Origin of the sequence: Algimonas arctica, assembly GCF_014652695.1 — a bacterium.
Classification (GTDB): Bacteria; Pseudomonadota; Alphaproteobacteria; order Caulobacterales; family Maricaulaceae; genus Litorimonas; species Litorimonas arctica.
Genome location: NZ_BMZH01000008.1, coordinates 1 through 24,860 on the forward strand (window position 1 = coordinate 1; position 24,860 = coordinate 24,860).

At 56.4% G+C, this 24,860-nt stretch carries 23 protein-coding genes; 8 read left to right on the forward strand and 15 right to left on the reverse strand.

Annotated elements, in window-relative coordinates; genetic code table 11:
* Positions 1 to 103: 103 nt before the first annotated feature.
* The 6 genes from IE105_RS10105 to IE105_RS10130 form a co-directional block, all read right to left on the reverse strand.
* Complete coding sequence (locus IE105_RS10105; RefSeq protein ID WP_189498071.1) at positions 104 to 457, reverse strand: DUF262 domain-containing protein; 354 nt, start codon at positions 455 to 457, stop codon at positions 104 to 106.
* 11 nt (positions 458 to 468) lie between these two features.
* Positions 469 to 2,334 carry a phosphomethylpyrimidine synthase ThiC gene (gene thiC, locus IE105_RS10110; protein ID WP_189498073.1) on the reverse strand — a complete coding sequence of 622 codons (1,866 nt, stop codon included), beginning with the start codon at positions 2,332 to 2,334 and terminating at the stop codon, positions 469 to 471.
* 310 nt (positions 2,335 to 2,644) lie between these two features.
* On the reverse strand, positions 2,645 to 3,217 hold the full coding sequence (locus IE105_RS10115; RefSeq protein ID WP_189498075.1) for a phosphoglycerate mutase family protein: 573 nt from the start codon (positions 3,215 to 3,217) through the stop codon (positions 2,645 to 2,647).
* Between the two features lie 176 nt (positions 3,218 to 3,393).
* Positions 3,394 to 4,512, reverse strand: a complete 1,119-nt coding sequence (locus IE105_RS10120; protein WP_189498077.1) for an acyltransferase family protein — start codon at positions 4,510 to 4,512, stop codon at positions 3,394 to 3,396.
* Between the two features lie 209 nt (positions 4,513 to 4,721).
* A complete protein-coding gene (locus IE105_RS10125; protein WP_189498079.1) occupies positions 4,722 to 5,570 on the reverse strand; it encodes an alpha/beta hydrolase in 849 nt (282 codons plus the stop codon).
* A complete protein-coding gene (locus tag IE105_RS10130; RefSeq protein WP_233354095.1) occupies positions 5,567 to 6,217 on the reverse strand; it encodes a glutathione S-transferase family protein in 651 nt (216 codons plus the stop codon). The genes IE105_RS10125 and IE105_RS10130 overlap by 4 nt, the downstream gene beginning before the upstream one ends.
* A gap of 56 nt (positions 6,218 to 6,273) precedes the next feature.
* On the opposite strand from IE105_RS10130, the gene IE105_RS10135 reads away from it, so the two are divergent.
* The 6 genes from IE105_RS10135 to IE105_RS10160 all read left to right on the forward strand — a co-directional run bounded on the left by IE105_RS10135 (position 6,274) and on the right by IE105_RS10160 (position 14,360).
* Positions 6,274 to 7,806, forward strand: a complete 1,533-nt coding sequence (locus IE105_RS10135; protein WP_233354096.1) for an L-aspartate oxidase — start codon at positions 6,274 to 6,276, stop codon at positions 7,804 to 7,806.
* A 90-nt stretch (positions 7,807 to 7,896) separates the two neighbouring features.
* Positions 7,897 to 9,303: a DNA repair protein RadA gene (gene radA / locus IE105_RS10140; protein ID WP_189498081.1), complete on the forward strand. Its 1,407-nt coding sequence runs from the start codon at positions 7,897 to 7,899 to the stop codon at positions 9,301 to 9,303.
* A 35-nt stretch (positions 9,304 to 9,338) separates the two neighbouring features.
* Positions 9,339 to 10,085, forward strand: a complete 747-nt coding sequence (locus IE105_RS10145; protein WP_189498083.1) for a CvpA family protein — start codon at positions 9,339 to 9,341, stop codon at positions 10,083 to 10,085.
* Positions 10,082 to 11,560, forward strand: coding sequence for an amidophosphoribosyltransferase (purF, locus tag IE105_RS10150; protein ID WP_189498085.1), 1,479 nt, complete (start codon positions 10,082 to 10,084; stop codon positions 11,558 to 11,560). The genes IE105_RS10145 and purF overlap by 4 nt, the downstream gene beginning before the upstream one ends.
* Positions 11,561 to 11,638: 78 nt before the next feature.
* Positions 11,639 to 12,373, forward strand: coding sequence for an SDR family NAD(P)-dependent oxidoreductase (locus IE105_RS10155; RefSeq protein ID WP_189498087.1), 735 nt, complete (start codon positions 11,639 to 11,641; stop codon positions 12,371 to 12,373).
* Positions 12,374 to 12,428: 55 nt separating this feature from the next.
* The gene (locus tag IE105_RS10160; protein ID WP_189498090.1) at positions 12,429 to 14,360 is read left to right on the forward strand and encodes a S9 family peptidase; all 1,932 of its coding nucleotides are present in this window, start codon (positions 12,429 to 12,431) and stop codon (positions 14,358 to 14,360) included.
* Positions 14,361 to 14,413: 53 nt separating this feature from the next.
* Here the strand turns inward: IE105_RS10160 and ahr are convergent, their stop codons facing one another.
* The 8 genes from ahr to IE105_RS10200 all read right to left on the reverse strand — a co-directional run bounded on the left by ahr (position 14,414) and on the right by IE105_RS10200 (position 22,593).
* Positions 14,414 to 15,418, reverse strand: coding sequence for an NADPH-dependent aldehyde reductase Ahr (gene ahr / locus IE105_RS10165; RefSeq protein WP_189498092.1), 1,005 nt, complete (start codon positions 15,416 to 15,418; stop codon positions 14,414 to 14,416).
* Positions 15,419 to 15,445: 27 nt separating this feature from the next.
* Positions 15,446 to 15,673: a helix-turn-helix transcriptional regulator gene (locus IE105_RS10170; protein WP_189498094.1), complete on the reverse strand. Its 228-nt coding sequence runs from the start codon at positions 15,671 to 15,673 to the stop codon at positions 15,446 to 15,448.
* Entirely contained in the window at positions 15,673 to 16,152 is a 480-nt protein-coding gene (locus IE105_RS10175; RefSeq protein WP_189498096.1) for a hypothetical protein, read from the reverse strand. Before IE105_RS10175 ends, IE105_RS10170 begins: the two co-directional genes overlap by 1 nt.
* Positions 16,153 to 16,221: 69 nt before the next feature.
* Positions 16,222 to 17,664: a ribosome biogenesis GTPase Der gene (gene der / locus IE105_RS10180; RefSeq protein WP_189498099.1), complete on the reverse strand. Its 1,443-nt coding sequence runs from the start codon at positions 17,662 to 17,664 to the stop codon at positions 16,222 to 16,224.
* Positions 17,661 to 19,094 (reverse strand): outer membrane protein assembly factor BamB family protein, encoded by a 1,434-nt coding sequence (locus IE105_RS10185; RefSeq protein ID WP_189498101.1) that lies wholly within the window; start codon positions 19,092 to 19,094, stop codon positions 17,661 to 17,663. The genes der and IE105_RS10185 overlap by 4 nt, the downstream gene beginning before the upstream one ends.
* Positions 19,078 to 19,845: a tetratricopeptide repeat protein gene (locus tag IE105_RS10190; RefSeq protein ID WP_189498103.1), complete on the reverse strand. Its 768-nt coding sequence runs from the start codon at positions 19,843 to 19,845 to the stop codon at positions 19,078 to 19,080. The genes IE105_RS10185 and IE105_RS10190 overlap by 17 nt, the downstream gene beginning before the upstream one ends.
* A 151-nt stretch (positions 19,846 to 19,996) precedes the next feature.
* On the reverse strand, positions 19,997 to 20,857 hold the full coding sequence (gene panB, locus IE105_RS10195) for a 3-methyl-2-oxobutanoate hydroxymethyltransferase (protein WP_189498105.1): 861 nt from the start codon (positions 20,855 to 20,857) through the stop codon (positions 19,997 to 19,999).
* Positions 20,857 to 22,593, reverse strand: a complete 1,737-nt coding sequence (locus tag IE105_RS10200) for an acyl-CoA dehydrogenase family protein (protein WP_189498107.1) — start codon at positions 22,591 to 22,593, stop codon at positions 20,857 to 20,859. Before IE105_RS10200 ends, panB begins: the two co-directional genes overlap by 1 nt.
* Positions 22,594 to 22,704: 111 nt before the next feature.
* Between IE105_RS10200 and IE105_RS10205 the strand changes: the two genes are divergently transcribed.
* Positions 22,705 to 23,169 (forward strand): c-type cytochrome, encoded by a 465-nt coding sequence (locus tag IE105_RS10205; RefSeq protein WP_189498109.1) that lies wholly within the window; start codon positions 22,705 to 22,707, stop codon positions 23,167 to 23,169.
* Here the strand turns inward: IE105_RS10205 and IE105_RS10210 are convergent.
* Positions 23,166 to 23,969 carry a hypothetical protein gene (locus tag IE105_RS10210; RefSeq protein WP_189498111.1) on the reverse strand — a complete coding sequence of 268 codons (804 nt, stop codon included), beginning with the start codon at positions 23,967 to 23,969 and terminating at the stop codon, positions 23,166 to 23,168. The two genes, IE105_RS10205 and IE105_RS10210, sit on opposite strands and share 4 nt — an antisense overlap.
* A gap of 82 nt (positions 23,970 to 24,051) precedes the next feature.
* Here IE105_RS10210 and IE105_RS10215 point away from each other — a divergent pair, with 82 nt between their 5' ends.
* Positions 24,052 to 24,816 (forward strand): NAD kinase, encoded by a 765-nt coding sequence (locus tag IE105_RS10215; protein ID WP_189498112.1) that lies wholly within the window; start codon positions 24,052 to 24,054, stop codon positions 24,814 to 24,816.
* Positions 24,817 to 24,860: the final 44 nt, after the last annotated feature.

The following is a 24,860-nucleotide window of genomic DNA, read 5'->3' on the forward strand; positions in this document are numbered from 1 at the left end:
ATCCGAAACGCAGGCATGCTAACAACGGGATGTTGTCACCCGTCGAATTTGAGATGACAGCAAAATGAAGTAGCAAGGTGTCTATAAAGCTAGGGGCACATCATTAATCAAAATCAGAGAGTCTTTCTTCCTCGATTTTCCGAATAACTTTTTCATTTGCTTGAAGTGATTTAAGTTCACTCACCAAGGCGCTATAGATTAGTGATATTGTAGTAAGCCTTTGTTGACCATCGATTACATCAAGTCGTTTCGTATCTTTATTTTTGACAGTAACAATCGTACCTAGAAAATATTCTAAAGTAGATGATTTGGCCTCACTTAAATCGTCTAGCAACTGCTGAACTTCGTTATTTTGCCAAGAATATTCACGCTGATGTTTTGGAACTTGAAGGGGAGTATCTAAAACTCCCCCTATTCCCACAAGATCGAAATCATTTCCAGATTTTTTAGGTGCCATATCGCGTACTATCAGATGTCTATGTATATCTGTCTACCCACTTCCTTATACTTCTCACTCATCTCCTTCATCCCCTCTTCTGCCGCGAGGTTCAGCGCTTTTTTCTCATTATCGCTGAGCCCGTCCGCATATTCTCGGACTTCGCGGGTGATTTCCATCGAGCAGAATTTCGGGCCACACATGGAGCAGAAGTGGGCGGTTTTATGCGCGTCTTTCGGCAAGGTTTGATCGTGGTAATCGCGCGCGGTTTCAGGGTCGAGCGACAGGTTAAACTGGTCTTCCCAGCGGAACTCGAACCGGGCGCGGGAGAGCGCATCGTCGCGCAATTGCGCGGCGGGGTGGCCCTTAGCGAGGTCGGCGGCGTGGGCGGCGAGTTTATAGGTGATGACGCCGACTTTGACGTCGTCGCGATCTGGCAGGCCCAAATGTTCTTTCGGTGTGACGTAGCAGAGCATGGAGGTGCCGAACCAGCCGATCATGGCCGCGCCAATGCCCGACGTGATATGGTCATAGCCCGGCGCGATGTCTGTTGTGAGGGGGCCAAGCGTGTAGAATGGCGCTTCGCCGCATTCGCGTAGCTGTTTTTCCATATTCACTTTGATCTTATGCATCGGCACGTGGCCCGGCCCTTCGATCATGACTTGGCAGCCTTTGGCCCACGCGACTTGCGTCAGCTCGCCGAGGGTTTCCAGCTCGGCAAACTGCGCGCGGTCATTGGCGTCGGCAATCGCGCCGGGGCGCAGGCCATCGCCGAGTGAGAACGAGACGTCATAGGCGCGCATGATGTCGCAAATCTCTTCGAAATGGGTGTAGAGGAAGCTCTCCTTATGGTGGGCGAGCATCCATTTCGCCATGATCGAGCCGCCACGCGAGACGATGCCGCAGACGCGGTTCGCGGTCAGGTGAATATAGGCGAGGCGCACACCGGCGTGGATGGTGAAATAATCCACGCCCTGCTCGGCCTGTTCGATCAAGGTGTCACGGTAAACCTCCCATGTCAGGTCCTCAGCCACGCCGTCGACTTTTTCGAGCGCCTGATAAATTGGTACGGTGCCGATCGGCACAGGCGCGTTGCGGATCAGCCATTCGCGCGTGTTGTGGATGTTGCGGCCCGTACTGAGGTCCATAACATTATCCGCACCCCAACGCGTCGCCCAGACCATTTTCTCGATCTCTTCTTCGACGGATGACGCGACGGCGGAGTTGCCGATATTGGCGTTGATTTTGACAAGGAAATTGCGGCCAATGATCTGTGGCTCCAACTCCGCATGGTTGATGTTGCACGGGATGATGGCACGGCCGCGCGCGATCTCGCTCCGCACGAATTCCGGCGTGACGAATGCGGGGATTTCCGCGCCGAAGCTTTCGCCCGCATCGACACGGTCCTGCGCGCCGTCGAGCTGCGCTTGGCGGCCGAGGTTTTCGCGCTCGGCGACATAGATCATTTCTTTGGTGATGATGCCCGCTTTGGCGAACTCATATTGGGTCACGGGCCCCGTGCCGTCTCCGACGAGGGGGCGGTGAATAACCGGAAAGGCGCGGGCGAGATATTTGCCCGATGCGCCGCCATTGTCTTCCGGCTTCATATCGCGGCCGTCATACTCACGCACATGGCCGCGGGCTTTGACCCACGCAGTACGCGGACGCGGCAGGCCTTTTTCAACGTCAATTTCGACGCTCGCGTCAGAATAAGGGCCGGACGTGTCATAGACTTTGACCGGCGGCTCTTCGGCTGTCGGATGTAGCGAAATTTCACGGTGCGGCACGCGCAAAGACGGATCAGCCGCTGGCGCCGTGTACACTTTCGCAGAGGCAGGCAACGGCCCCGTCGTGACGGTGGGCGTGACAAACTGGCTTTGATCGACGGGTTTATTCATGGGAAACTCACTTTTAAGATTTGTGCGAGGGCGAGATCGTTGCGAGAAAAGCACAACTCGACGATATGACTAATTTCGATTGTATTTACGATTTCGATTGTATTTACGTCAGACGGGCTTGGCGGAGAGTGGCGTTTGCGGAAACTGAATAGTCGACGCGGCTGCGGCCTGTGCCAAAAGGCCATCATAGATTCTTCGGACTTTGGACAAACATGCAATATGTTTTGGTCCTCTCTTACGAGCCCTAAACCTGGCGGACAGCTATCTGCATTTCGCTTGGTAAGATCAGCACGTTGCGTCCAAATTTGCATCACGGAGTGTCACTATAGCTTTCAGCCGTCGCGCCGAACCGCAGCAACGTGCTGACCGTTTTTCCATCCGCGCCCATCGTCACAACATACAACCGATCATATTCTGTCGCTTCGACGATTGGCGTGCCGCCGTCACCGCCTAGGGCCTCGGCCAACTCCCCCGTCGTATTGCTATGTCCGACGACCAGATGTCGGCCGCCGTCGGCTTTCAATTGCGCGGCCATGGCCGGTAAATCACGCGGATCGTAAAGCTCGACTTCGAGACCTAATTGCTCGGCTAGCGGCCCAGCGGTTTGGCGGGTTCGGGCGTAATCGCTACTGTGAATGCGCTCGATTTCGGCGTCGATCAGCAGATCCGCGAGCACGTCGGCGCGGGTGTGTCCTTCGGGCGTCAGGTCCGGATCATCCTCTGTCAGTTTCTCGGCATGGCGTACGAGGAAAATTGTTGCAGGCGCATGCGTCTGCGTGACGATAACGTCCGTTGGTTCGGGCGCAGAGGCACAGGCCGCTAAGCCGACCATCGCGATTGACGCGAAAAATTGGGTGAAACCCTGTTTCAGGTTCAATCTCATGTCCGTCCTTCCGCCCCATACGGGGATCAAGTTCAAAGAGTGCGTCTCAACCGTAACAACCATCGGAGCCGCTGCTTCGCATCGGTCAGCAGGCTAGACGCTGCTGCACCTTCGCTATTTTTGCTTTGAGCAAAAATTCCGGCTCCGCCGGACCGCTACGGTGCCCCTCGGATATGTTAACTCTGACGCGGCGCGGCGCGTTTGGCAAGGGCTACGCGTGTCAGTCGCAGCAGCGGGCGTTCAACCAAACGGTAGAGGATGAGCGCACTAATGACGCTGCCCCCCACACCCACGACCGTAAACCCGACCACAGACATCACCGACACGTCGGTGAACAGACCGACCTGTTCGAAGACACGCTTTAACACGAGCAAAACCAAAAAATGCGACAGATAGAGCGTGTATGATGCGTCCCCGACCTTGCGAAGCCATCCCGCAATCTGCCCGTGTCCCGATATTTCCCATCCGACAATGCCAAACACAATTAACCCCGACGATAGGCCAAACCCCAGCACCCGGCTCCGGTTCAACGCGTCTGCGTCAAATCCGCTCGCAAAAACCATGGCCGCGATGAAGGCCAAAACGCCGATTGCGGCAACGGCAAGCGCCGCAGGGGCCGGAATGCGCGCCGCTTTTAGACCATAGGCCACAGCGGCCCCGATCAAGAACTCCAGACACAGGGAATTAGCTAGCGTCAAAGACCAACTAGACGGAAGTCCGCTATCTGCGGGTGTGACATTCCAAAGTAATAACAAGATCACGCCCCACGCGATCAGCCCTATTGGACGCCACTTTGCCGAGACAAGCAGTAACAAACCAAACACACCGTAAAACGCCATTTCATAGATCAACGTCCAACCGACCGCGAGCACGGGCATCTCGCCCTGCGGCCAGAGCAGCATGGAGCGGGCAAACATGCCCCATGCCGTGGCAGATGTGTGCGTGGCGGGCGACGCGGGCTGCCCATAAGTCACGAGAAAATAGAGCGCCATGAGGGCGCAAAACACCCACCAGAGTGGATAAACCCGCGTGACACGGTCCCATAAAAATCGAGCGGCCGTTCCAACGCCTGCCGCCCGGCCCCCCGCCACCCAAACCATCACAAACCCGCTAATAACAAAGAACAAATCGACCCCGGCCCAGCCGCGATCCCATACGCCCGTAAACTCTGAAGTGCCGACCAGTTCTCGCCAAATTTGCACGCTATGGAAAATAACGACCAACAGAGCGGCGACCGCGCGCAGCGATTGCAATGAATGCAGCCGGAGCGGCGCAGGAGTTGGTTCAATACTCATCGCGCCGCGTTAGCGGGCCGTTTCCCGATTGAAAAGGCAGGATCACGAAATGACGCGACGCCATTAACGGGCGGTCGACCTCATTCAGGCAGTTTTCCTGCCATCTAAACGCGTCAGAACAACATCTTTTCCGGGCGAAAGAAGACGTGATGAGATGGTTTAAAACTCGCTATAGCAGATCGCCAGCGCGTTCGGCTTGGCGCTTAGCCTTATTCAGCCGGACACTGCGGCGCGGGCAAGCCTTCAATGAACGACAGGATGTCGGCCTTGAGTGTACTTCCCCCGTCAAAGTGACGCGACAACACGCGAACCGGATCAATGTGGTTCATGTCGTCATAGATTGATAAGGTGGTTTTATGCCCCGCCGCATCGAGGCGCTTGGACAGTTTGACGGCATTCCCGTAGCCCACCGTCGTATCGTCCTTGCCATTAATCAGCATGATCGGCGGCAGATCACTATTCACGCGGTTCATCGGCGCGTCTTGTCCTTGGAACCGATCCGGAAAAATGGTCGTGTAGGGCGCATCCGTCATCGGGTAAGCGCCCGTGGGCGCTGCCAAGCTGACAAGACCCGCAATACGGTCACAGGCCACGACCTCAGACAGATCCGGCGCCATCACTGTCATCAAGATATTATAGCCCCCGGCGGAGTGCCCCATGAGAACGAGCGAGCGACCCGGAAAGGCGTCCGCAACGGCGTTCACAGCTTTGCCTGTATCCGTGATCATATCAGGATAAACAGAATTGGGGTAAAGGCGATAATCCGGGACGGCGACATCATAGCCTTCTTTGGTGAACCCTTCAGCGACAAATTTATACATGCCCTTTTCGCCGCGGGTCCAACCTCCACCATAAACGAAAACGATGACGGGTGCGTTCGCCTTGGCGTTTGACGCGCGATAAATATCCATCGTTTGGCGATCTTTGTCGCCGTAGGCGATGTTCTTATCTCGGTCGAAGCTTGAGGACGGCGTTATTCCGTTCAGAACACCGGCGGCGGAACAGCCGACGAGCAACATAGCAAGGCCGGGTAAAGCGGAGAGTCGAAGTGATTTCATGATGTTCCTACGCATGACCAGGCCAAGTCGTTCGGTTTTGCTGTGATCACAATATGGTTGGCTTGCGCAGAAAACCGCGCGAGCCATGTTTGCAAGGCCGAGTATTGCGACAGATCAAATCCGCCTTCCTCTGCGACATGGGTGTAAGCATAGAGCGACACATCCGCGAGGCTACACTGCGCCCCAACGAACCAGTCATGATGACGAAGATGCGCCTCCATCACCGCCAGCGCCGCATGCCCCCGTGGCATCAATGCCGCCAGCTCATGGCTGCGTGTATCATGCGCATAGTTACGAATAAACCGCGCCACCGCGATGGCGGGCTCGTGACGATATTGCTCCCAAAACTGCCATTGCAGCATCTTGGCATGATCATAGGGGTCCGTCGGCACCAAATCTGAGCCGTCCGCCAGATAGCGGATAATCGCATTGCTTTCGGCCAGCGTGCGCCCGTCGTCCAGAATCAGCAACGGGATTTGACCCGCCGGGTTCAACGCGAGGAAATCTTTGGACTGTGTCTCGCCTGCATGAATATCGACATCAATATGATCATAACGCAGGCCGAGCTGGGCCGCGACCCACCTGACCTTGTAGCTGTTGCCCGACGGCAGATAGTCATAAAGTTGCATAGCGGGTCTGTAGCGCATCGCCCTTCCCTCACAAGGGGGCTTCGGCTAGGTGACGCCTTTGTGAAGGGGATTGCTTGACCACTGCCATAGGATCACTCGACCGTAAGCGTCTGCCTGCCGGATCTGTGCTTGTCGTTGGGGCCGGACTGGCTGGGCTCTACCTTGCGCTCAAGCTCGCGCCGCGCCCGGTCTATGTGCTGACGTCGCGCCGCTCGACCAAAGGGTCGGCCTCGGCGTGGGCGCAAGGCGGAATCGCCGCCGCTCTATCCAATGAAGACAGTCCGGAAAGCCACGCGTCAGATACAATTGCTGCGGGCGACGGCCTCGTCGATCCGAAAATCGCGCATATGGTCGCCGCCGAAGGTGCGTCCCGCGTCCACGATCTCGCCGCGCTGGGTGTGCCGTTTGATCGCAATGACGCGGGCGAGCTTTATCTCTCGCTCGAAGCGGCTCATTCCCTACCCCGCGTCGCGCGAGTCAAAGGCGATACGGCAGGCCGCGAAATCATTAATGTTATGCTCAAACACGCCCAAGCGGCTGAGCATATCGAAGGTTTAATTGGGTGGCGTGCGGAAAGCCTTTTGCTCGACGGCGCAGGCGGCATCGCCGGCGCACTGGCGCGGCAAGATGATGGCACGCTCCTAGCCTTAGAAGCCGACGTGACCGTGCTGGCCACGGGCGGTGTCGGCGGGTTGTTTTCTGTCACCACCAATCCGCGTACGGCCCGCGGCGATGCGCTGGGTATGGCGGCCGTCGTCGGGGCGAAACTCCGGGATATGGAATTTGTCCAATTCCACCCGACCGCGATCGATATTGGCCGCGACCCCGCCCCGCTCGCGACCGAAGCCCTGCGCGGTGAAGGCGCGACATTGGTCAATGCCAATGCCCGCCGCTTCATGCAGCGCTACAGCCCCCAAGGCGAACTCGCCCCGCGTGATGATGTAGCCCGCGCGATTTTTGCCGAAATACAAGCCGGACGCGCCCCGTTTTTAGATTGCCGCAAGAGTGTTGGCGCGCATTTCCCCCACGAATTCCCGACCGTATTTGAGAGTTGTATGAGCGCCGGAATTGATCCGCGTACAGATCTAATCCCCGTCGCGCCCGCCGTGCATTACCATATGGGCGGCGTCGCGACGAATGATGTCGGGCAGTCCTCCTTACCCGGTCTCTATGCGATCGGCGAATGCGCCGCGACAGGCCTGCATGGGGCCAATCGTCTGGCGAGTAATAGCCTGCTCGAAGCCATCGTCTTTGGCGGACGGGCCGCCGCGCATATTAATAGCGCTCTTCTGCCGGAACGCCGCGCCGAAGGTGTGCGCGTGCAGCCTTGGCTGTCGATGGGACCCTCGGTTAGCCAATCTCTGCGCCACTCCATGACGGAACATTGTGGAGTTCGCCGCAGTGGGGCTGGGCTCAACCGTCTCCTTGATATTATCGACGGGTTGATCGACCGCGTCGGACGCGCCAATCCTCTTATTGCCAGCAGAATGATTGCCGCTGGCGCATTGGCGCGCGAAGAAAGCCGTGGCGGACATTTCCGCGAAGACTTCCCGCAAGAATCCCCCAATTCACGCTCAAGTTTCCTCACCTATGATCAGTTGCAGTAAAATCAGTCGGCCCCGATAGCGCTTAGAGAAAACTGGAACAAAAGAAGAACTTTTATTGCATTCCCCGTCAATTCGCGCGATAGACGAAGAATGCCAAAGCCAACATCCGTCTTCGTCTGTCAATCCTGCGGGTCCGTCCACGGTAAATGGGCCGGGCGATGCGATGCCTGCGGCGAGTGGAACACGCTCGTCGAGGAAGCCAAAAGCCAGAACGCGGCCCCGGCTCATAAGCGTCGCAAAGGGCGCGGATTGGACTTCGTTGATCTGGGCGCTGAGACGATGGACGTCCCCCGGCTTGTCACCGGCATTGGCGAACTTGACCGGGTCACGGGCGGCGGTCTGGTATCCGGCTCCGCGCTGCTGGTCGGCGGCGATCCGGGCATTGGGAAATCGACACTTTTACTGCAAGCCGTTGGGGCGCTCGCCAAGCAGGGCAAAAAAGTCGCCTATATTTCCGGCGAAGAATCGGTTGGCCAAGTCCAGCGACGCGCCAAACGGCTCGGCGTCGCCGATCAACCCGTCAGTCTGGCGTCGGAAACGTCCCTCACCCCGATTTTGGACGCGCTCACGGCGACCAAACCCGATGTCGTCATCATTGATTCAATCCAAACCCTCTGGACCGATCAATTAGGCGCTGCGCCGGGGACCGTCGCGCAAGTCCGCGCCTGTTCACAAGAACTCGTCCGCTTCGCCAAGAAGTCCGGGTCCTGCGTCATTTTGGTCGGCCATGTGACCAAGGACGGACAGATTGCCGGACCCCGCGTGGTCGAACATATGGTCGATGCGGTGCTCTATTTCGAAGGCGAACGCGCACACCAATTCCGGATTTTACGCGCGCATAAGAATCGCTTTGGCCCGACGGATGAGATCGGCGTGTTCGAGATGTGTGATACGGGCCTGTCAGAGGTGCTCAACCCGTCCGCGCTCTTCCTCGACGGACGCGGCGATGCGTCCGAAGGCTCAGCCGTTTTTGCCGGGCTGGAGGGATCGCGTCCGGTCCTGACCGAAATCCAAGCGCTGGTTGCGCCCGCCGCGTTTGGCACCCCGCGCCGCGCCGTTGTCGGCTGGGACAGTAGTCGGCTGGCGATGGTTTTGGCGGTGCTCGAAGCGCGCTGCGGGCTGAGTTTCGCGGGCAAGGATGTCTATCTTAATGTTGCGGGCGGGTTTCGGATCAATGAACCGGCGGCGGACCTCGCCGTCGCGGCCGCGATTGCCAGTTCCTCGTTTGATGTGTCACTGCCGTCTGATCTCGTCGTCTTTGGAGAGATCAGCCTGTCCGGTGATGTGCGCCCCGTCAGCCGCGCCGACGCGCGCTTGAAAGAAGCGGCCAAATTAGGGTTTGAACGCGCCCTCGCCGCCCCGTCCCCCAAGCGCGAAGGCCGCAATGACAATGCTGCCATCCCGATCATCGCAATCCGCTCTTTGCGAGACCTCATTCGGCGTGTAGAAGCCGCCGCAGAACGTGGTCCGGATACGCCGGAGAGCTGGGCCGCCTAACGACAATTCGGCAACGATCAGGCCACAGGATTCCCATGTTTGCCCAGATTTTGCCTGCTGAAACTTTTTTCGCTCAACTTTTCGGGGTCCCTCAATTGTCGGGACTCATTTCCATCGGATCCTTTACTTTCAACGGGTTCGATACAGCTGTTTTGATCTTGCTGATCATTTCAGGGCTTTATGCCTTTGCGCGCGGCTTCATGCGCGAGATCATTTCCATCACGGCGCTCCTCTTCGCGGCGGTTGTAACTCTCTTCGTCTATGGCCAGTTTCGCTTTACGGCGCGGGGCTTGATCTCCCCAGCCGAACTCGCCGATGGCATTCTGATACTCGGCACGGGCTTTTTGTCCTATTTCGTCGCCGCTATCGTGATGGCCAAGATTGGCAAGACAATCGGCGGGGAGAAACCCGGGTTTATTGACCGTCTATTAGGGGCGGCCTTTGGCGTAGCGCGCGGGCTACTCGTCGCGTCACTCTTTGTCATTTTCTGGTCAGCGGATTACCGGGCATCCCAAGACGCGCGTGAGTTTAACGACTATATCGCCAGCAACCCACAGAGTTTCCCGCCAGACGTTGTCGCAAAAATGCCGAAATCCATGCGCGATCAATTAGAGGCCGAACCCACTGAATTGCCTGGCCTTTTCGTCGATTCCACGTTTTATCCCCTACTCGACCGCATTGGGGGTGTAATCCGGGCCTTGCCTTTCGCGGATATGCGCTCATATGCCGATCGCATCAAAGACGGCGACCTCGATGGGATCGCCGAGGAGATTCGATCATGATCGACGCCCCCACTGTTTCAACAGACATCGACATTGAGGATGACCGTATCCGCGAGGAATGCGGTGTCTTCGGCGTTTTCGGCGTTGATAACGCGGCGAGTTTTGCCGCCCTTGGCCTTCATGCTTTGCAGCACCGTGGACAAGAAGCCTGCGGCATCGCCACCTCGGACGGGGAGATTTTTCACACTGAACGCCACCTCGGCCTCGTCGGCGATAATTTTACCGGCGATGATCCGTCAGAGCGCCTGCCCGGCCATATTGCCATTGGGCATAATCGATATTCAACAGCCGGTCAGCATGGGCTTCGGGACGTACAGCCGCTTTATTCCGAGTTGAATATTGGCGGGTTCGCGATTGCCCACAATGGTCACATCACCAATGCTTTCACCATCAAAAGCGCGCTCGTCGAAAAAGGGGCTCTATTTCAAAGCACGTCTGACACTGAGGTCATGATTCACCTCGTTGCCCGCTCAAGCGGCAAGGACTTATCAGACCGATTCGTCTCTGCGATCCGACAGATTGATGGCGGCTATGCCTTTGTGGCCATGACCAAAGATTGCATGATCGGCGCACGGGACCGATTCGGGATTCGCCCGCTCCTACTCGGACGCATCAACCACAGTTATGTGTTAGCCTCCGAGAGCTGCGCCTTCGATATGGTTGGCGCAAAATTTATTCGGGAAATCGACCCCGGCGAAGTCGTGGTCATTAATGAAGACGGTATGCGGAGCTTCACCGCGTTTCCAAATGCGATCAAACGCCCGTGCATTTTTGAATTCGTTTATTTTTCCCGCCCCGATTCTATCGTCAGCGGCAAAAGCGTTTATGAAGTCCGCAAACGGATGGGCCAACGTTTGGCACAAGAAACACCCGCCGATGTTGATGTCATCATCCCCGTGCCTGATTCCGGTGTCCCCGCCGCGCTCGGCTATTCACAAGAAACCGGCATTCCATTCGAACTCGGTATTATCCGCAACCATTATGTCGGCCGGACCTTTATCCAACCGACCCAAGGCATGCGCGATATGGGCGTGCGCCTCAAACATTCCGCCAACCGCTCCATGATCGAAGGCAAACGCGTTCTGCTCGTTGACGATTCGATTGTTCGCGGCACGACCTCAACGAAAATTGTTCGCATGATCAAAGCCGCTGGCGCGAAGGAAGTTCACTTCCGGTCTGCCTCCCCGCCGATCAAGTTCCCGGATCATTACGGCATTGATATGCCAAGCAAAGACAAGCTCATCGCATCAAACTATTCGCTAGAAGAGATGCGGCACATGCTCGAAGTGGATAGTCTCGGCTTTCTTTCTGTTGAGGGTCTTTACTGGGCGATGGGCGAAGACATGCGCAATGATGACGCGCCGCAATATACGGATCATTGCTTTACGGGTGACTATCCGACCCCTCTTATTGACCGTGAGCGTGAGCTGGCGGGTGGCGGCAAGCAACTCTCGTTTCTTGTCGAAGTCGCTTAGCCGGACTTGTCGAAGTGGCCTGACGGGCCTTGTCTGAGCGGCCTGATGGGCCGCATAAAAGTCGCGTAGGATTCATCAATGACTAAACCTTTGGACGGTCGCATCACGCTTGTCACCGGCGCGTCGCGCGGCATTGGCTACGCTGCGGCGAAAGCCCTCGCGGCCGCCGGGAGCCACGTCATCGCTGTCGCCCGCACACAAGGCGGGCTTGAATCCCTCGATGATGAGATCAAAGCCTTGGGCGGGACCTGCTCGCTCGTGCCGATGGACTTGCGGGATTTCGATCAAATTGACCGATTGGGCGGTCTGTTGAACGACCGCTACGGTCGTCTTGATGGCTTGCTCTGTAACGCAGGTGTTCTCGGCGATATTACACCGGCCAATCACGTCACGCCCAAGGATTGGATGCGGATTATCGACGTCAATATGACGGCCCCTTACCGCCTTATCCGCTCGCTTGACCCCTTGCTCCGTGTGAGCGACGCAGGACGGGCTGTCTTTATGACCAGTTCAGTGGCGCGGGCACCGCGGGCCTATTGGGCGGCCTATGCGGCGTCTAAAGCCGGGATGGAGACATTCGTGCGCTGTTGGGCCGAAGAAATCGCGGACATCACCAAAATTCGTGTCAACCTGCTGAACCCAGGCGGCACAGACACACAGATGCGGGCCAAGGCTATGCCCGGCGAAGACAAGTCAACGCTACCGACACCCTATGACGTCGCGCCTCTGATCGCGGAAATGTTGGGCCCAGATTACACGGCGCATGATACGCTCGTCTCGTATCGGGATTGGGCGAAAGCGCAGGCGGAATAATTTAAAGATAGTCTTTGCCTGTGTTACGATCAAAAAAATGATCGGGGATATACAGATGAAACATTTTCTTACGACCGCGGCGACCGCATTCGCCCTCTGCACATTGGCAGCGTGCTCAGCTGACGCACCCGTTCAAACCGAGACGGAGTCACAGTCCAGCGCTGCGAGCCATACGACCTATTCGGCAGACGCGTTTTTCCAAACGACCTCCTTTGGCCTTCCGTCTGGAGACGGTGCCGCATTTAGCGCCGAGACAGGCGATATTCTCGTTTCATCGGATGAAACGGGCGTATTCAACGCCTATCGCATGAATTCGCAAACCGGTAATCGTCAAGCCCTAACCAGCTCAACCACCAATCCAATTTTTCCCATCAGTTGGTTTCCCAATGATGATCGTATTCTCTTCAGCCAAGATGGCGGCGGGGATGAACTCGACCACGTTTTTGTTCGAAAAACAGATGGATCCGTTCAGGATCTCACGCCGGGTAATCCGGTCAAGGCGAGCTTCTTGGGCTGGTCTGATGATCGCAGCACCTTTTACCTGCTGAGTAATGAGCGGGACGCAAAAACGTTCGATGTCTACGCCTATTCGGCAGACGATTACTCCCAGACCCTCGTGTTTGAAAACAGCCTTTTTGACGTCAATGCGATCAGCGGTGATGGCCAATATATTGGCCTGACAAAATCGCGCACATCGGCTGATTCCAATGTCTATGTGGCCGACCTCGCCGCTGGCACTGACCCCAGCCTTATCACAGAGCATACAGGCAATGTTGGCCACGCGGCCTTCGGCTTTTCATCGGATAATGGCCACTTATATTTCGGCACGAATGAAGGCGGAGAATTCACTCGAGCGGTCAGCTATGATCTGAAAACCGGGACGAAAGCTGACGCCATGGCCGCCGATTGGGACGTCAATTATTTCGGCGAGTCGCCGTCGGGGCGCTATCGGATTGGTATTGAAAATGCCGATGCGACCGGCGTTCTGACGCTAACGGACACACACACAGGAAACGCGGTCACGCTGAATAATATCCCGAACGGGGAAATTCGCAATGTCCGCTTCAATGGGGACGAAAGTCGCGTCGCCTTTATCGTCAATAGTAGCACATCGCCGTCCAACATTTATGTCGCCGACATGATGACGGGAGACGCGCGTGTTCTGACGTCTGCGCTAAACCCGGCCATTGACCCGGCAATCATGGTCGATAGTTCGGTCGCGCGATTTGAGAGCTATGACGGGCTTGAAATACCCGGCATTCTCTACCGCCCGAAAACAGCCAGCGCCGCCAATCCTGCGCCCGCCCTCGTTTTGGTCCACGGCGGCCCCGGGGGTCAAACGCGGCGCGGTTACAGCGCCATGATCCAGCATCTCGTGAATCACGGCTACGCCGTTTACGGGATCAATAATCGCGGTAGCTCTGGGTACGGCAAGACCTTCTTTCATTTGGATGACAAACGTCACGGCGATGTCGATTTGAAAGATGTTGTGGCGTCAAAAGACTTCCTTGGCGACATGGATTGGATCGACGCCGACAGGATCGGGATAATGGGCGGCAGCTATGGCGGCTATATGGTCGCGGCGGCCCTCGCGTTTGAGCCTGAAGTGTTCGATGTCGGGGTCAATATTTTTGGTGTGACGAATTGGGTTCGCACCTTGGACTCTATTCCGCCGTGGTGGGAAAGTTTCCGCGAATCCTTGTTTGATGAGATGGGCGACCCCGCCACGGATGGCGAGCGTCACCGCGCGATCTCGCCACTATTCCACGCTAGCAATATTGTTCGGCCCCTTCTGGTCGTTCAGGGGGCGAATGATCCCCGCGTTTTGCAGGTCGAGTCCGACGAACTCGTCGCGGCCGTTCGCGCCAACGATGTCCCGGTCGAATATGTGTTGTTTGACGATGAAGGCCATGGTTTTCGCAAGCGCGAAAACCGGATTAAGGCGTCACAAGCCTATGTCGAATTCCTCGACACCTATTTGAAATAGACGAGTATGCTGACGCCGATGGGCGTCAGCATTTTATCACGCCCCTGAAGGCGCTAGTTTTCCAGTACGATCCGGTAACGGGCCTTCCCAGACTCAAGCCGTTCGATCGCGGCATTGCATTCCGACATGGGGAACGTCTCGATCATCGGTTTGATATCGTGACGAACGCAGAATTCTAACATTTTAGCGACCATATCAGGCGGCCCTGTGTCTGAGCCCGCGACCATGCGGGCACCGCCCACTAACGCGTTGGCGGGGATGCCCATCGGCTCTGGGATAATCCCGACCGTGATCAGTTTCCCTTCGGGACGCAGCGCGCGCATATACAAGGGCCAATTCAGGCTGACGTTTACGGTCGTCAGAATATAATCAAAGTAGCCTCGCTCCGCCTTAATCGCGGCGTCGTCGCGACTATTGACGATGCGATGCGCGCCCAGCGCTTTCAACTCATCTTCCTTATCCATAGAGGATGTGAACGCCGTCACTTCGCAGCCCCATGCATTGGCAAATTGCACGGCTAAATGGCCCAGCCCGCCAATGCCGATAATGCCGATACGGTCCGTCGGTTTGAGATCGAAATCAAGGAACGGCGCGAATACCGTGATGCCGCCGCAAAAAAGCGGGCCCGCAGATTTGACGTCGATGCCGTCCGGCAACGGCACGGCCCAGATGTGCTGCACGCGGATACGATCGGCAAACCCGCCCCGTCCCGCGATCGTAGACGTCCCCGTCTGACAACGCTGTTGACGGCCTGACAGGCAAGGCGAGCAATGCTGGCAGCTATGGGACGTCCAACCAACGCCGACCATTTGGCCAACTTTCAGATGGGTGACACCCGACCCGACCGCTGCAATTTCGCCGACAACTTCGTGACCGGGCACCAAGGGATATCGGCTGCCGCGCCAATCATTATTGATCATGGACACGTCGGAATGGCAGACGCCGCAGGCGGTAATCTTGATTTCAACTTCATCCGCACCAATCAACCCCGGATCATAGGAGAATGGCGCCAGCGACCCACCGGCTTCTGTCGCGGCGTAGGCATTAATGTCAGTCATAATAGGCTCCGAGCTTGGTCGACCCTTTTAACCCCATTCCCCACTGAATTGAAACAGCTCTTCAAGCGGCTCGCCGAGAACATGAGACAGGCGGAAGGCAAGTTCGAGCGAGGGCGAGTATTTTTCGGCCTCAATGGCGATAATCGTCTGGCGCGTCGCCCCCACACGGCGCGCAAGCTCGGCTTGCGTCAGGTCCGTGCGCGCCACACGGATGCGCTTGATCTGATTGGCAATATGGGATTTCTTACCGCCCATTAGGTCGCTCGATAGCGAAGAACGACCGCCCCGTGTCGCATCAGGTCAGCAACGTAGCTTACAAAAACCAAAGAAAATAGGATTTCAACGGGCGTTTCAAACGCGATTGAACCTGTGTATTCGTCCGCAATGATGTAGCTCATCAAAATACCGACAGTTGTCAGCCCAACGCCTGCATGCAGTGCTATGTAGCCGACCCGCGATCCGAAAGACTGAATTGCCACGTCCCGTTCATCCCGATCTACCTCACCCTGACGGCGACGAACGGAGAATATAATCCCGATCACTGCATGGTAAAATATTGTGATGATTACGAGTTTAAGAAACAATTCTCCGGTCTCACCCGGTGACAGATTGGACGGATTGAGCGACCAACCCGGCGCAATGGCTTTCCAGAACCAAACGAACACAAACCCATCCGCCAGTAGCGTTATCCAGCTCTGCCGTTCCGGCTCACTCATATCAGTAATAATCGACATTCGCCCCTCCATGTAAGATATACCTTACATAGGGTGAAGTCGCGTAATGTCAAATATATGTTACATCACCTAGCGTTTCTTCTCGCCAAGCGGTTCGCGGCCTTTGATCCGTTTGATATTATCATAGGGGTTTTCGTCGGCTTTCACGATCATGCGGATCGGAATACCGGGCAACCCGAAGTCTTCCCGCAAGCCATTGACCAGATAACGGCGATAGCTTTCCGGCAATTTTTCGGCGCGCGAACATTTCAACACGAAGGTTGGCGGACGCGTTTTGGTTTGGCTGATATATTTCGGCTTGATCCGACGACCCGCGACGGCGGGCGGGGGATGTCGCGCGACTTTTTCAATCAGCCAGTCATTGAGCTCTGACGTCTTGATTTTGGCCGACCAATCATTGTGAATACGCTCAATCGCCGGCAGCAATTTATCGACGCTTTTACCCGTCAGACCAGAGAAGGTCACAACCGGAACACCGCCAAATTGTGGCAGTAAACGCCCGGCCATTTCGCGTAGCGCTTTGGAAAGTTCAGATTTATTTTCGACGAGATCCCATTTGGTCACACCAATCACCATGGCGCGGCCTTCGCGTTCAACCAGGCTCGCCAATTGCAAATCCTGTTTGTCGAAAGGCGATGTCGCATCCATCAACATAATTACGACTTGGGCGAAACGGAGCGCACGGATCGTGTCCGACACACTCATGACTTCGAGCTTCTCATGAACTCTGGCTTTTTTCCTGATGCCCGCCGTATCGTGGAATTGAACGCGGCGGCCCTGCCAAATATGATCAATCGTGATGCTATCCCGCGTCACACCGGCTTCTGGGCCAACCAACAAACGGTCCTTGCCAATCATGGTGTTGATCAGCGTCGATTTCCCTGCATTAGGCCGACCGATGATCGCAATCCGAACCGGGGCTTCACTAAAGTCCATCTCCTCGGGTTCAGTCAGATCGATCTCGCGCAGTGCCATCTCGATCACATCGTCTAAATCGACAAAACCGAGATTATGCTCAGCCGCGACTTCAACCGGATCCCCCATACCGAGCGAATAGCCTTCGGTAACGCCGACATCCGCAGCCGAGCTTTCGACCTTATTGGCGACCAGCACGACGGGTTTACCGCTCTTACGCACGAATTGAGCGAAGATACGATCCAACGCTGTCACGCCAGCGCGCGCGTCATACACAAACAAGACGAGGTCAGCGCCCATAACGGCCGCTTCTGTCCCGGCGCGCATCCGCGCCTCCAACTTGTCACCTTTGGCGTTTTCATAACCCGCCGTATCCAGCAACGTCATTTCGTGGCCGCGGATTTTGGATTTTGCTTCGCGCACATCGCGCGTCACGCCCGGCGTATCATCGACAATCGCGAGTTTCTTGCCCGCGAGACGATTGAACAGCGTCGATTTACCAACATTGGGACGCCCAACGACTGCAATCCGGGGGGGACGCATTTTAGGGGCGTCCGGGTCGATGTCGTCTTCGACCTCGTCTCTATATTTTTTCATCGGAGGGCGATCAATTTGGCTTTGTCCGTCAACATATAGACGGTTTCATTCGCGATAATCGGCGGCACCATGACGGTGTCACCCAATTTGCGGTCTTCAATGATGGAGCCATCATAAGGATTGATGATCATCATGCGGCCACGGCTAGACGCCACGACAAGACGGTCACCCGCAAGAACAGGACCGGACCAGACAATGCGGTCTTTCCGTTTCTTGGGCTTCTTAAATGTCTCTAATTGCTGGATCCAGATTACGGATCCGTTGAGTTTAGACAGGGCCGCAACCTTGCCGTCTGTTGTAACGGTGAAGATGAAATCCCCGGCAACCCACGGCATGCCGATGGACCCGGCGGGCTGCGACCAAACACGCTGACCTGTGCGGAAATCGAACGCCGTCATGACACCGGATTGCGCTGTCGCAATAACGTAACCGTCCGCAATGACAGGGCCAAAGGCAATATCATTAAGCGCAGCCAGCGGTGTCAAACGCGTCGAGGACGCCAAAGCATCCTGCCACAACACACCGCCATTTTGTGCGCGCAACGCAACCAGTTCCCCAGAGGAGAACGGCGCAACGACAACATCATTCATTACGGCGGGCGCAGGAACAGTCAGCATGCGGGCCGTTTCGACAATCCCTTGGTAGGTCCAAAGGACGGCGCCTTTATCGCGCGCGTCAAAGGCCATAATTTCGTTATCATCGGTAATAGCGTAAACTTTACCATTGGCCACAGTAGGCGCGGAATGGAGCGGAACGCGAACGCGCTTACGCCATAACTCATCCCCTGATTTAGCATCGAGCGCCAACAAAACACCGAGGCCGGACGAGACATAAAGCACGCCGCCGTCATAGGCGACGCCGCCGCCAACACCGTCTTTATCCTTACCCGATCCATCAATAAACGACCGGGGGTCGCGAATGCGGTCAATGATCGACGTACCTTTCGTCCGGGTCGTCTCAGCCTCTGAAACCTCGATTTCAAAATCCCAGATGCGCTTTCCGCCGGCTTCATCAAAAGCCCGAACCGTACTATCCGCGTCCATCACATAGATCACCCCATTGGCGACTACGGGCGGCGCGGCGATAAAGCCCTTACGATTAGACCCGTCACCCACATCTTTAGACCAAATTTTCTCGAGCGGTCCTGATGCGCCGGTATGCTGCACTACGTGGGCGACATTGCCGCCCAATTGCGGCCAGTCGGTATTGACGTAAACAGGCGGCAAAACGATTTGCTCAGGGGTGACAGTCCCGTCAACCGATAGCGTGTCGTTAAGTTCAAGAATAGAAATACGGCGGTCTGAGCCGGCAACGTCGCCCTGATCCGGACCATCGCCACTAAAGGGGTTGATTGAGCTCAGCGTTGAACACCCTGTCAGCAAGACAGTCGCCAGCGCAGTTGTCAGAAACGGTTTAAGGTGTGTCGTCATTGTCGGACCCCTCTTCATTATCGGAACCCTCTTCAACAGTGGACTCGTTGGGCAGCTCCATCGTCGGAGCCTCAGGGGCATCCAAGCTCGGCGTTTGCCCTGTTGCAGCGGTCGTCCCCATCAGGACAAGTGCTTGTTGAGCCCGCCGCGCGACCGTGTCCGGCACACCGGGAATAGTATCAAGATACGCGAATTCAGCGCGGGCTTGATCCAATTTCCCTTGATTAAGGGCCGCCGTCGCCAGCAATTCGCGGGCAAGAAATTCATAGGGTGCGCCTTGGACCGAGAGGCGCGAGGCGCGCTGTTCGACATCGCCCCATTCGCCGCGGTTCGCGACAATATAAGTCGATTTTAGCGCGGCCAGCTGTGCATGGCGCTCCAGCTTAAAGCGGTTGCTCGCCGCATCATAAAGACGGATCGCTTCAGCGTCATTGCCTTGCTCTGCCGAAATAATCGCGGCGCGCATCAAAGACAGCCCCGCATACCCATCCGGAGCGACATCCGCGAGAGCCAGAAAGGCCAAACGGGATTGATCGACCTTGCCGTCTTGCAACAACGTATCCGCTTCAAGGTAGCTATAAGACGCGGCACGAGCCGTGCGGTCCTTGCTATAGTCGCGCCATTCGACGACACCGACGGCGATAACAATCGCAACCAGCATGCCGATGATAAGAGGTCCGAATTTACGCAGGAACTTGTTGTAATCGTCCTTGCGAAGTTCCTCTTCGACTTCGGAGATGAAATCGACCATGATTATCCCAGTGTGGTGAAGCCAGCAAAACGCAGTATGAAAAGCTCATAATACGTGCGGCAGGTTTGCCACCTGCTCTAACTTTGTGACCCCGCCCCCGCAACCGCAAACGGCATGACGTTTCAGTCAGAATCGACGGTTTATAGGCGCCTCAATCCTTGAATACGTAAAGGTTTTCAGCCCGCGGAAAGGTTCGGGATTTCACCTCATCCGCATATTGACTGACAGAGGCATCGATCTGCTCACGCATATTCCCGAATTTATGGACAAATTTTGGCACCCGATCGAACAAACCCAACATATCGGGCGTAACAAGAATTTGGCCATCGCAATTGGGCGAGGCGCCGATTCCGATGGTTGGAATATCGACCGCTTTTGTCACCCGCTCCGCAATTTCAGCCGAAACACCTTCGACGACGACGGCGAACGATCCTGCTTCGGCGGCGGCGACCGCGTTGCGAAGAATTTCATCCGCGACCTTTTGGTTCCGACCGCGCGCCCGGAACCCGCCCAGAACATGCATGGATTGCGGACGCAATCCGACATGGCTCATCACCGGAATGCCGCGCTCCACCAGATAGGCAATCGTCTTGGCCGCATAAGAGCCGGATTCGATTTTCACAGCTTGGCAGCTTGTTTCCATCATCACACGTGAGGCCGAGGCGAACGCCGTATCCGGCGTGCCTTCATAGGACCCGAACGGCAGGTCAACGACGACCATCGCCGTCTTGGACCCGCGCATCACCGCCTGCCCGTGCATAATCATCATATCCATCGTCACCCCGACCGTGCTGGGCAGGCCGTGGACAACCATCCCGACAGAATCGCCGACCAAGATCAGGTCGCAATGCGGATCGATTATTTCCGCCGTTGGCGCGTCATAGGCGGTCAAACACACAATGGGTTCGCCCCCTTTACGGCCCGTAATTTGCGGGGCCGTGACTCGTCGGGTCCGTTTGACTGGGCGGGAATGAGGCCGGCTATCAGAGGGAGGTTGAGGCTGTGCTGACATTAGAGGTCCGCCAATTGGTCGCGGGGGAAGTCATAGATCGGGTCCGCGCCAGCCCGAATGGATATCAGCAGACCGCCCGCCGTCGGCATAATCCGCAGGGCGTGGTATCGCGCCAAGCTGGCCATCGCTGCGGACTGCTCATCCCCCGCGACAACGCCGCGCGCAACTGTGCGCGCCAATAATGATCCACTGATGACTTTCGCACACAATTCCAGATAGGTCGTGGCCACACCGAGCGCATCGACATCTGTTGCGCTGAGGATGATATCCGTTGCCGTGGTCAGGGTTTCCAACCCCTGCTCCATCGCTGCCGCGCAGACAGACAGATCAACACCGCCTTGGCCAGACGCGCCCTGCACCGTTTTCACGCCGTCGCGCAGCTCAGCAATAAGATCACGCATGGCCTCCCCCCCATCGCGACGGAGCTTGCGACCGATCAAATCCATCGCCTGAATACCGTTCGTGCCTTCGTAAATCGGGGCGATTCGAGAATCGCGGTAATGTTGCGCCGCGCCCGTTTCCTCAACAAAGCCCATGCCACCGTGAATTTGCACGGCGACACTCGACACATCGACACCGGTGTCAGAGCCATAGGCTTTGGCTATCGGGGTTAGGAGACCCTCGCGCGCGTGATTGCCTAAATCGCCCGCCTCGGCCGTCGCGAGACAAATCGATCGCGCGCCCATGAGTTTGGCTTTCATATCGATCAACATGCGGCGAACATCGGGATGATCAATGATCGGCGCGCCGGCCTCTTGGCCCGGTGGCACGCCTTGAACCCGGTCATGCGCATATTGTAGCGCGGCCTGATAGGCGCGTTCGCCAATCGCGACGCCTTGCACCCCGACAAAGAGGCGCGCTTCGTTCATCATGATAAACATCGACGCGAGACCGCGGTTCACCTCACCGACGAGATATCCGGTCGCACCGCTAAATTCCATCGTACAGGTCGGACTGCCGTGAATGCCGAGCTTATGTTCCAGACCAATCGGCTGGAAATCATTGCGATCCCCAAGTGAGCCGTCCTCATTGACGAGATATTTTGGGCAGATGAAGAGCGAAATTCCGCGCGAGCCCGCCGGGCTATCGGGCAACCGTGCCAAGACCAGATGGATAATATTGTCCGCACAATCATGATCACCCCACGTGATGTAGATTTTCTGGCCCGAAATCGCATAAGTGCCATCGCCATTATCGACTGCCTTGGACCGCACAGGCCCGAGGTCCGACCCCGCCTGCGGCTCAGTCAGACACATCGCCCCTGTCCACTCACCCGCCAACATTTTCGGCAAGTAAGTCGTTTTCAAAGCGTCACTCGCATGCGCGTCGATCGCTTTTATCGCAGAACTGGTCAGCATCGGGCAGAGGCCCAATGCCATATTCGCCGCGTAGAGCATTTCATTGGTCGCCACGCTGACAGTACTCGGCAAGCCCATGCCGCCGATCTCAGCGGGAAGCGCAACCGTTTGCCACGCGCCATCGACAAATTGTTTATAGGCCGATTTGAAGCCCGGTGACGCCGTGACATTGCCGTCTTCTAACGTCGCTGGATTTTGGTCGCCGTCCCAATTGATTGGCGCGAACACATCTCGCGCAAAATCAGCCGCACCACCCAGAATTGCGTCGAGTAGATCAGGCGGCGTGTCCTCGAACGATCCGGTTTGTCCAATCGCATCTAAGTCGACGCCGTGGCGCAAAAGATAGCCGATCGCATTGACGGGCGGTGTGAAGCTCATGGGATTCTCCGAAATTAGAGCTGCGCTATGCCATGCACTTGCGGCAATATGTAGGATTTTTTCGTCGCACCCCCGGTTGCGAACTGTTAAAATAAGGGCGAAGAAGCCCCTATGTATCGCGCTACCCTCATCGTCTTTTCCACGCTTGTCTTAGCGGCCTGCGGAAGTGGTGGCGATAATGACGCGACAAACGTGAGCGTCGCGAGCTCTAGCGCGGCTGTGGCGCCAATGACATCCATGGAACGGGGGGCGATCCTGTTTAAGCGCTGCCGCGCATGCCACACGCTGGATCAAGGCGACCGTCATAAAGTCGGACCCAACCTTTGGGGTGTATTCGGACAAACCTCAGGCACCCGTGACGATTTCAACTATTCCGCCGCTATGGCCGGGTCTGATATTGTTTGGACGGACGCCACAATCTCGGCCTATCTCGAAAAGCCCAGCACCTATCTCCCCGGCAACCGCATGAGTTTTGCTGGGCTGCGCAAAGAAAAAGACCGTCTAGCCGTTATCGAATATTTGCGCGCGAACACAGGCGCAGAGGCTCTGGGCGCAGAAGACACATCAGGCGGCTAAAATTTCCGCCAGAGCCCGATTTTCCAGCCCCTTTCCAGCACAGCGCTGCGACCCTCCAGTGTCGTCGTATAGCCCAATTCCAAATAGTCGCGTTTACGAAGACGGTAGACAACGCTGGATTCGATGCCCCATCGCGATTGGCGGGCAATATCGAGCCGCTCGAAAACGCCCGGTTCAATATCTGTGTAATGTGTCTTCGCCAGCAGCATAATGCGGGGCAGCGGTTCAAAACCAAGTGTGAATTGCGCATGGGAACTCGCGAACTCACCCCCCGGTGTCACCCGTCCCGCCCCCTGTAATTCAGCGAAAACATTACGGCCCCAAATCGTCCGGCTTTCCCCCCACAACCCCCGCAACTCAATCGTCGGTTTCCGGCTCTCGAGAGTCAAAAGCGCGTCGGGCAGGTCAATTCCATCAACATAACTTAGTGCCAACGCGGTGGCGTGGCCTTCGCGGCGACTGATTTGATATTGCAGTCCGGCAGAGATGGAAGACGGTTTGGAAAAGCGCGTATTCAGTCCCGGACCCACGATCTGAGTGTCTTGCCAGTCGAATGTGCCAATCAAAGCCAGGCGCGGGGTTAAGCCCATATTACCGTAAGTTTGGACGATTTTTTTATTGTAGATATCAAGGCTTACAGTCTGCCCAAAATCATCCTTTGCCGTGTCTGCCGAGGCATAGACATAACCGCTGATAATTTCTCCGTGCCACGGATCGGGGTTCCATGCCGAGGCATAGGCCTGCGGACAAAAGGCGAACCACAGCCCTATTCCGCCTAAGATTGTCCCCCGACCTCTCACACCAGACCATATTCACCTCGCCACGCGCGCGTCAAATGCTATAGCGGCCCTTCAGTTCGCATTGCGCTAGGATATCTGCCTCATGAAAATTGCTTTCACCGCCAGCCAGAAGCCCGGTGCAAAGACACTCATGGACCAGTTCGTCGCGATTTACGGCAATCACGATGCGGGCGAAGCCGATGTGATCGTCCCTATTGGCGGCGATGGTTATATGCTCAAAACTCTGCGCCGTTATATGGCCCTAATTCGGCGCGGACTGCCTGTTTTTGGTATCAATCGCGGTACGGTCGGGTTTCTCATGAACCATCCCGGCATCAACGACCTGCCGGACCGGATAGAACAAGCCAAAGAAGCCATCGTCTCACCCTTACGCATGGACGCGGTAGCCAAAGGCGGGACGATTTCAGAACTCGCCTTCAACGAAGTCTCCTTATTCCGCCAAACTCAACAAGCCGCCCATATCCGAATTATGGTCGATAATAAGGTTCGGTTGGATCACCTCATGGCCGACGGCGTTCTTGTCGCGACCCCGGCGGGGTCGACAGCTTATAATCTGTCCGCCCACGGCCCCGTGATACCGCTTGGCGCTGATATTCTCGCGCTGACCCCGATTAGTGCGTTTCGTCCACGGCGCTGGCGTGGGGCGCTGTTGCCCAATTCCGCCAAAGTCTCGCTCGAAGTGCTGGACCCAGAACGTAGACCCGTGTCCGCGTCCGCCGATAATTTGGAAATTCGGAATGTTCACCGCGTCGATGTTGAACAGGATCACGCCACCAAATTGACGCTTCTGTTTGATTCCGATCACGGCTTAGACGAGCGGATATTGCGCGAGCAGTTCTCGACTTAGACTGTATTTGAAGCCCCGGTGCGGGCTTAAGCGGATTTTCAGCG

What these genes read in the sequence shown, in the direction of transcription:
- IE105_RS10105 (WP_189498071.1), bottom strand. Translation starts at nt 457, where the DNA reads ATGGCACCTAAAAAATCTGGAAATGATTTCGATCTTGTGGGAATAGGG.
- thiC (WP_189498073.1), bottom strand. Translation starts at nt 2,334, where the DNA reads ATGAATAAACCCGTCGATCAAAGCCAGTTTGTCACGCCCACCGTCACG.
- IE105_RS10115 (WP_189498075.1), bottom strand. Translation starts at nt 3,217, where the DNA reads ATGAGATTGAACCTGAAACAGGGTTTCACCCAATTTTTCGCGTCAATC.
- IE105_RS10120 (WP_189498077.1), bottom strand. Translation starts at nt 4,512, where the DNA reads ATGAGTATTGAACCAACTCCTGCGCCGCTCCGGCTGCATTCATTGCAA.
- IE105_RS10125 (WP_189498079.1), bottom strand. Translation starts at nt 5,570, where the DNA reads ATGAAATCACTTCGACTCTCCGCTTTACCCGGCCTTGCTATGTTGCTC.
- IE105_RS10130 (WP_233354095.1), bottom strand. Translation starts at nt 6,217, where the DNA reads ATGCGCTACAGACCCGCTATGCAACTTTATGACTATCTGCCGTCGGGC.
- radA (WP_189498081.1), top strand. Translation starts at nt 7,897, where the DNA reads ATGCCAAAGCCAACATCCGTCTTCGTCTGTCAATCCTGCGGGTCCGTC.
- IE105_RS10145 (WP_189498083.1), top strand. Translation starts at nt 9,339, where the DNA reads ATGTTTGCCCAGATTTTGCCTGCTGAAACTTTTTTCGCTCAACTTTTC.
- purF (WP_189498085.1), top strand. Translation starts at nt 10,082, where the DNA reads ATGATCGACGCCCCCACTGTTTCAACAGACATCGACATTGAGGATGAC.
- IE105_RS10155 (WP_189498087.1), top strand. Translation starts at nt 11,639, where the DNA reads ATGACTAAACCTTTGGACGGTCGCATCACGCTTGTCACCGGCGCGTCG.
- IE105_RS10160 (WP_189498090.1), top strand. Translation starts at nt 12,429, where the DNA reads ATGAAACATTTTCTTACGACCGCGGCGACCGCATTCGCCCTCTGCACA.
- ahr (WP_189498092.1), bottom strand. Translation starts at nt 15,418, where the DNA reads ATGACTGACATTAATGCCTACGCCGCGACAGAAGCCGGTGGGTCGCTG.
- IE105_RS10170 (WP_189498094.1), bottom strand. Translation starts at nt 15,673, where the DNA reads ATGGGCGGTAAGAAATCCCATATTGCCAATCAGATCAAGCGCATCCGT.
- IE105_RS10175 (WP_189498096.1), bottom strand. Translation starts at nt 16,152, where the DNA reads ATGTCGATTATTACTGATATGAGTGAGCCGGAACGGCAGAGCTGGATA.
- der (WP_189498099.1), bottom strand. Translation starts at nt 17,664, where the DNA reads ATGAAAAAATATAGAGACGAGGTCGAAGACGACATCGACCCGGACGCC.
- IE105_RS10185 (WP_189498101.1), bottom strand. Translation starts at nt 19,094, where the DNA reads ATGACGACACACCTTAAACCGTTTCTGACAACTGCGCTGGCGACTGTC.
- IE105_RS10190 (WP_189498103.1), bottom strand. Translation starts at nt 19,845, where the DNA reads ATGGTCGATTTCATCTCCGAAGTCGAAGAGGAACTTCGCAAGGACGAT.
- panB (WP_189498105.1), bottom strand. Translation starts at nt 20,857, where the DNA reads ATGTCAGCACAGCCTCAACCTCCCTCTGATAGCCGGCCTCATTCCCGC.
- IE105_RS10200 (WP_189498107.1), bottom strand. Translation starts at nt 22,593, where the DNA reads ATGAGCTTCACACCGCCCGTCAATGCGATCGGCTATCTTTTGCGCCAC.
- IE105_RS10205 (WP_189498109.1), top strand. Translation starts at nt 22,705, where the DNA reads ATGTATCGCGCTACCCTCATCGTCTTTTCCACGCTTGTCTTAGCGGCC.
- IE105_RS10215 (WP_189498112.1), top strand. Translation starts at nt 24,052, where the DNA reads ATGAAAATTGCTTTCACCGCCAGCCAGAAGCCCGGTGCAAAGACACTC.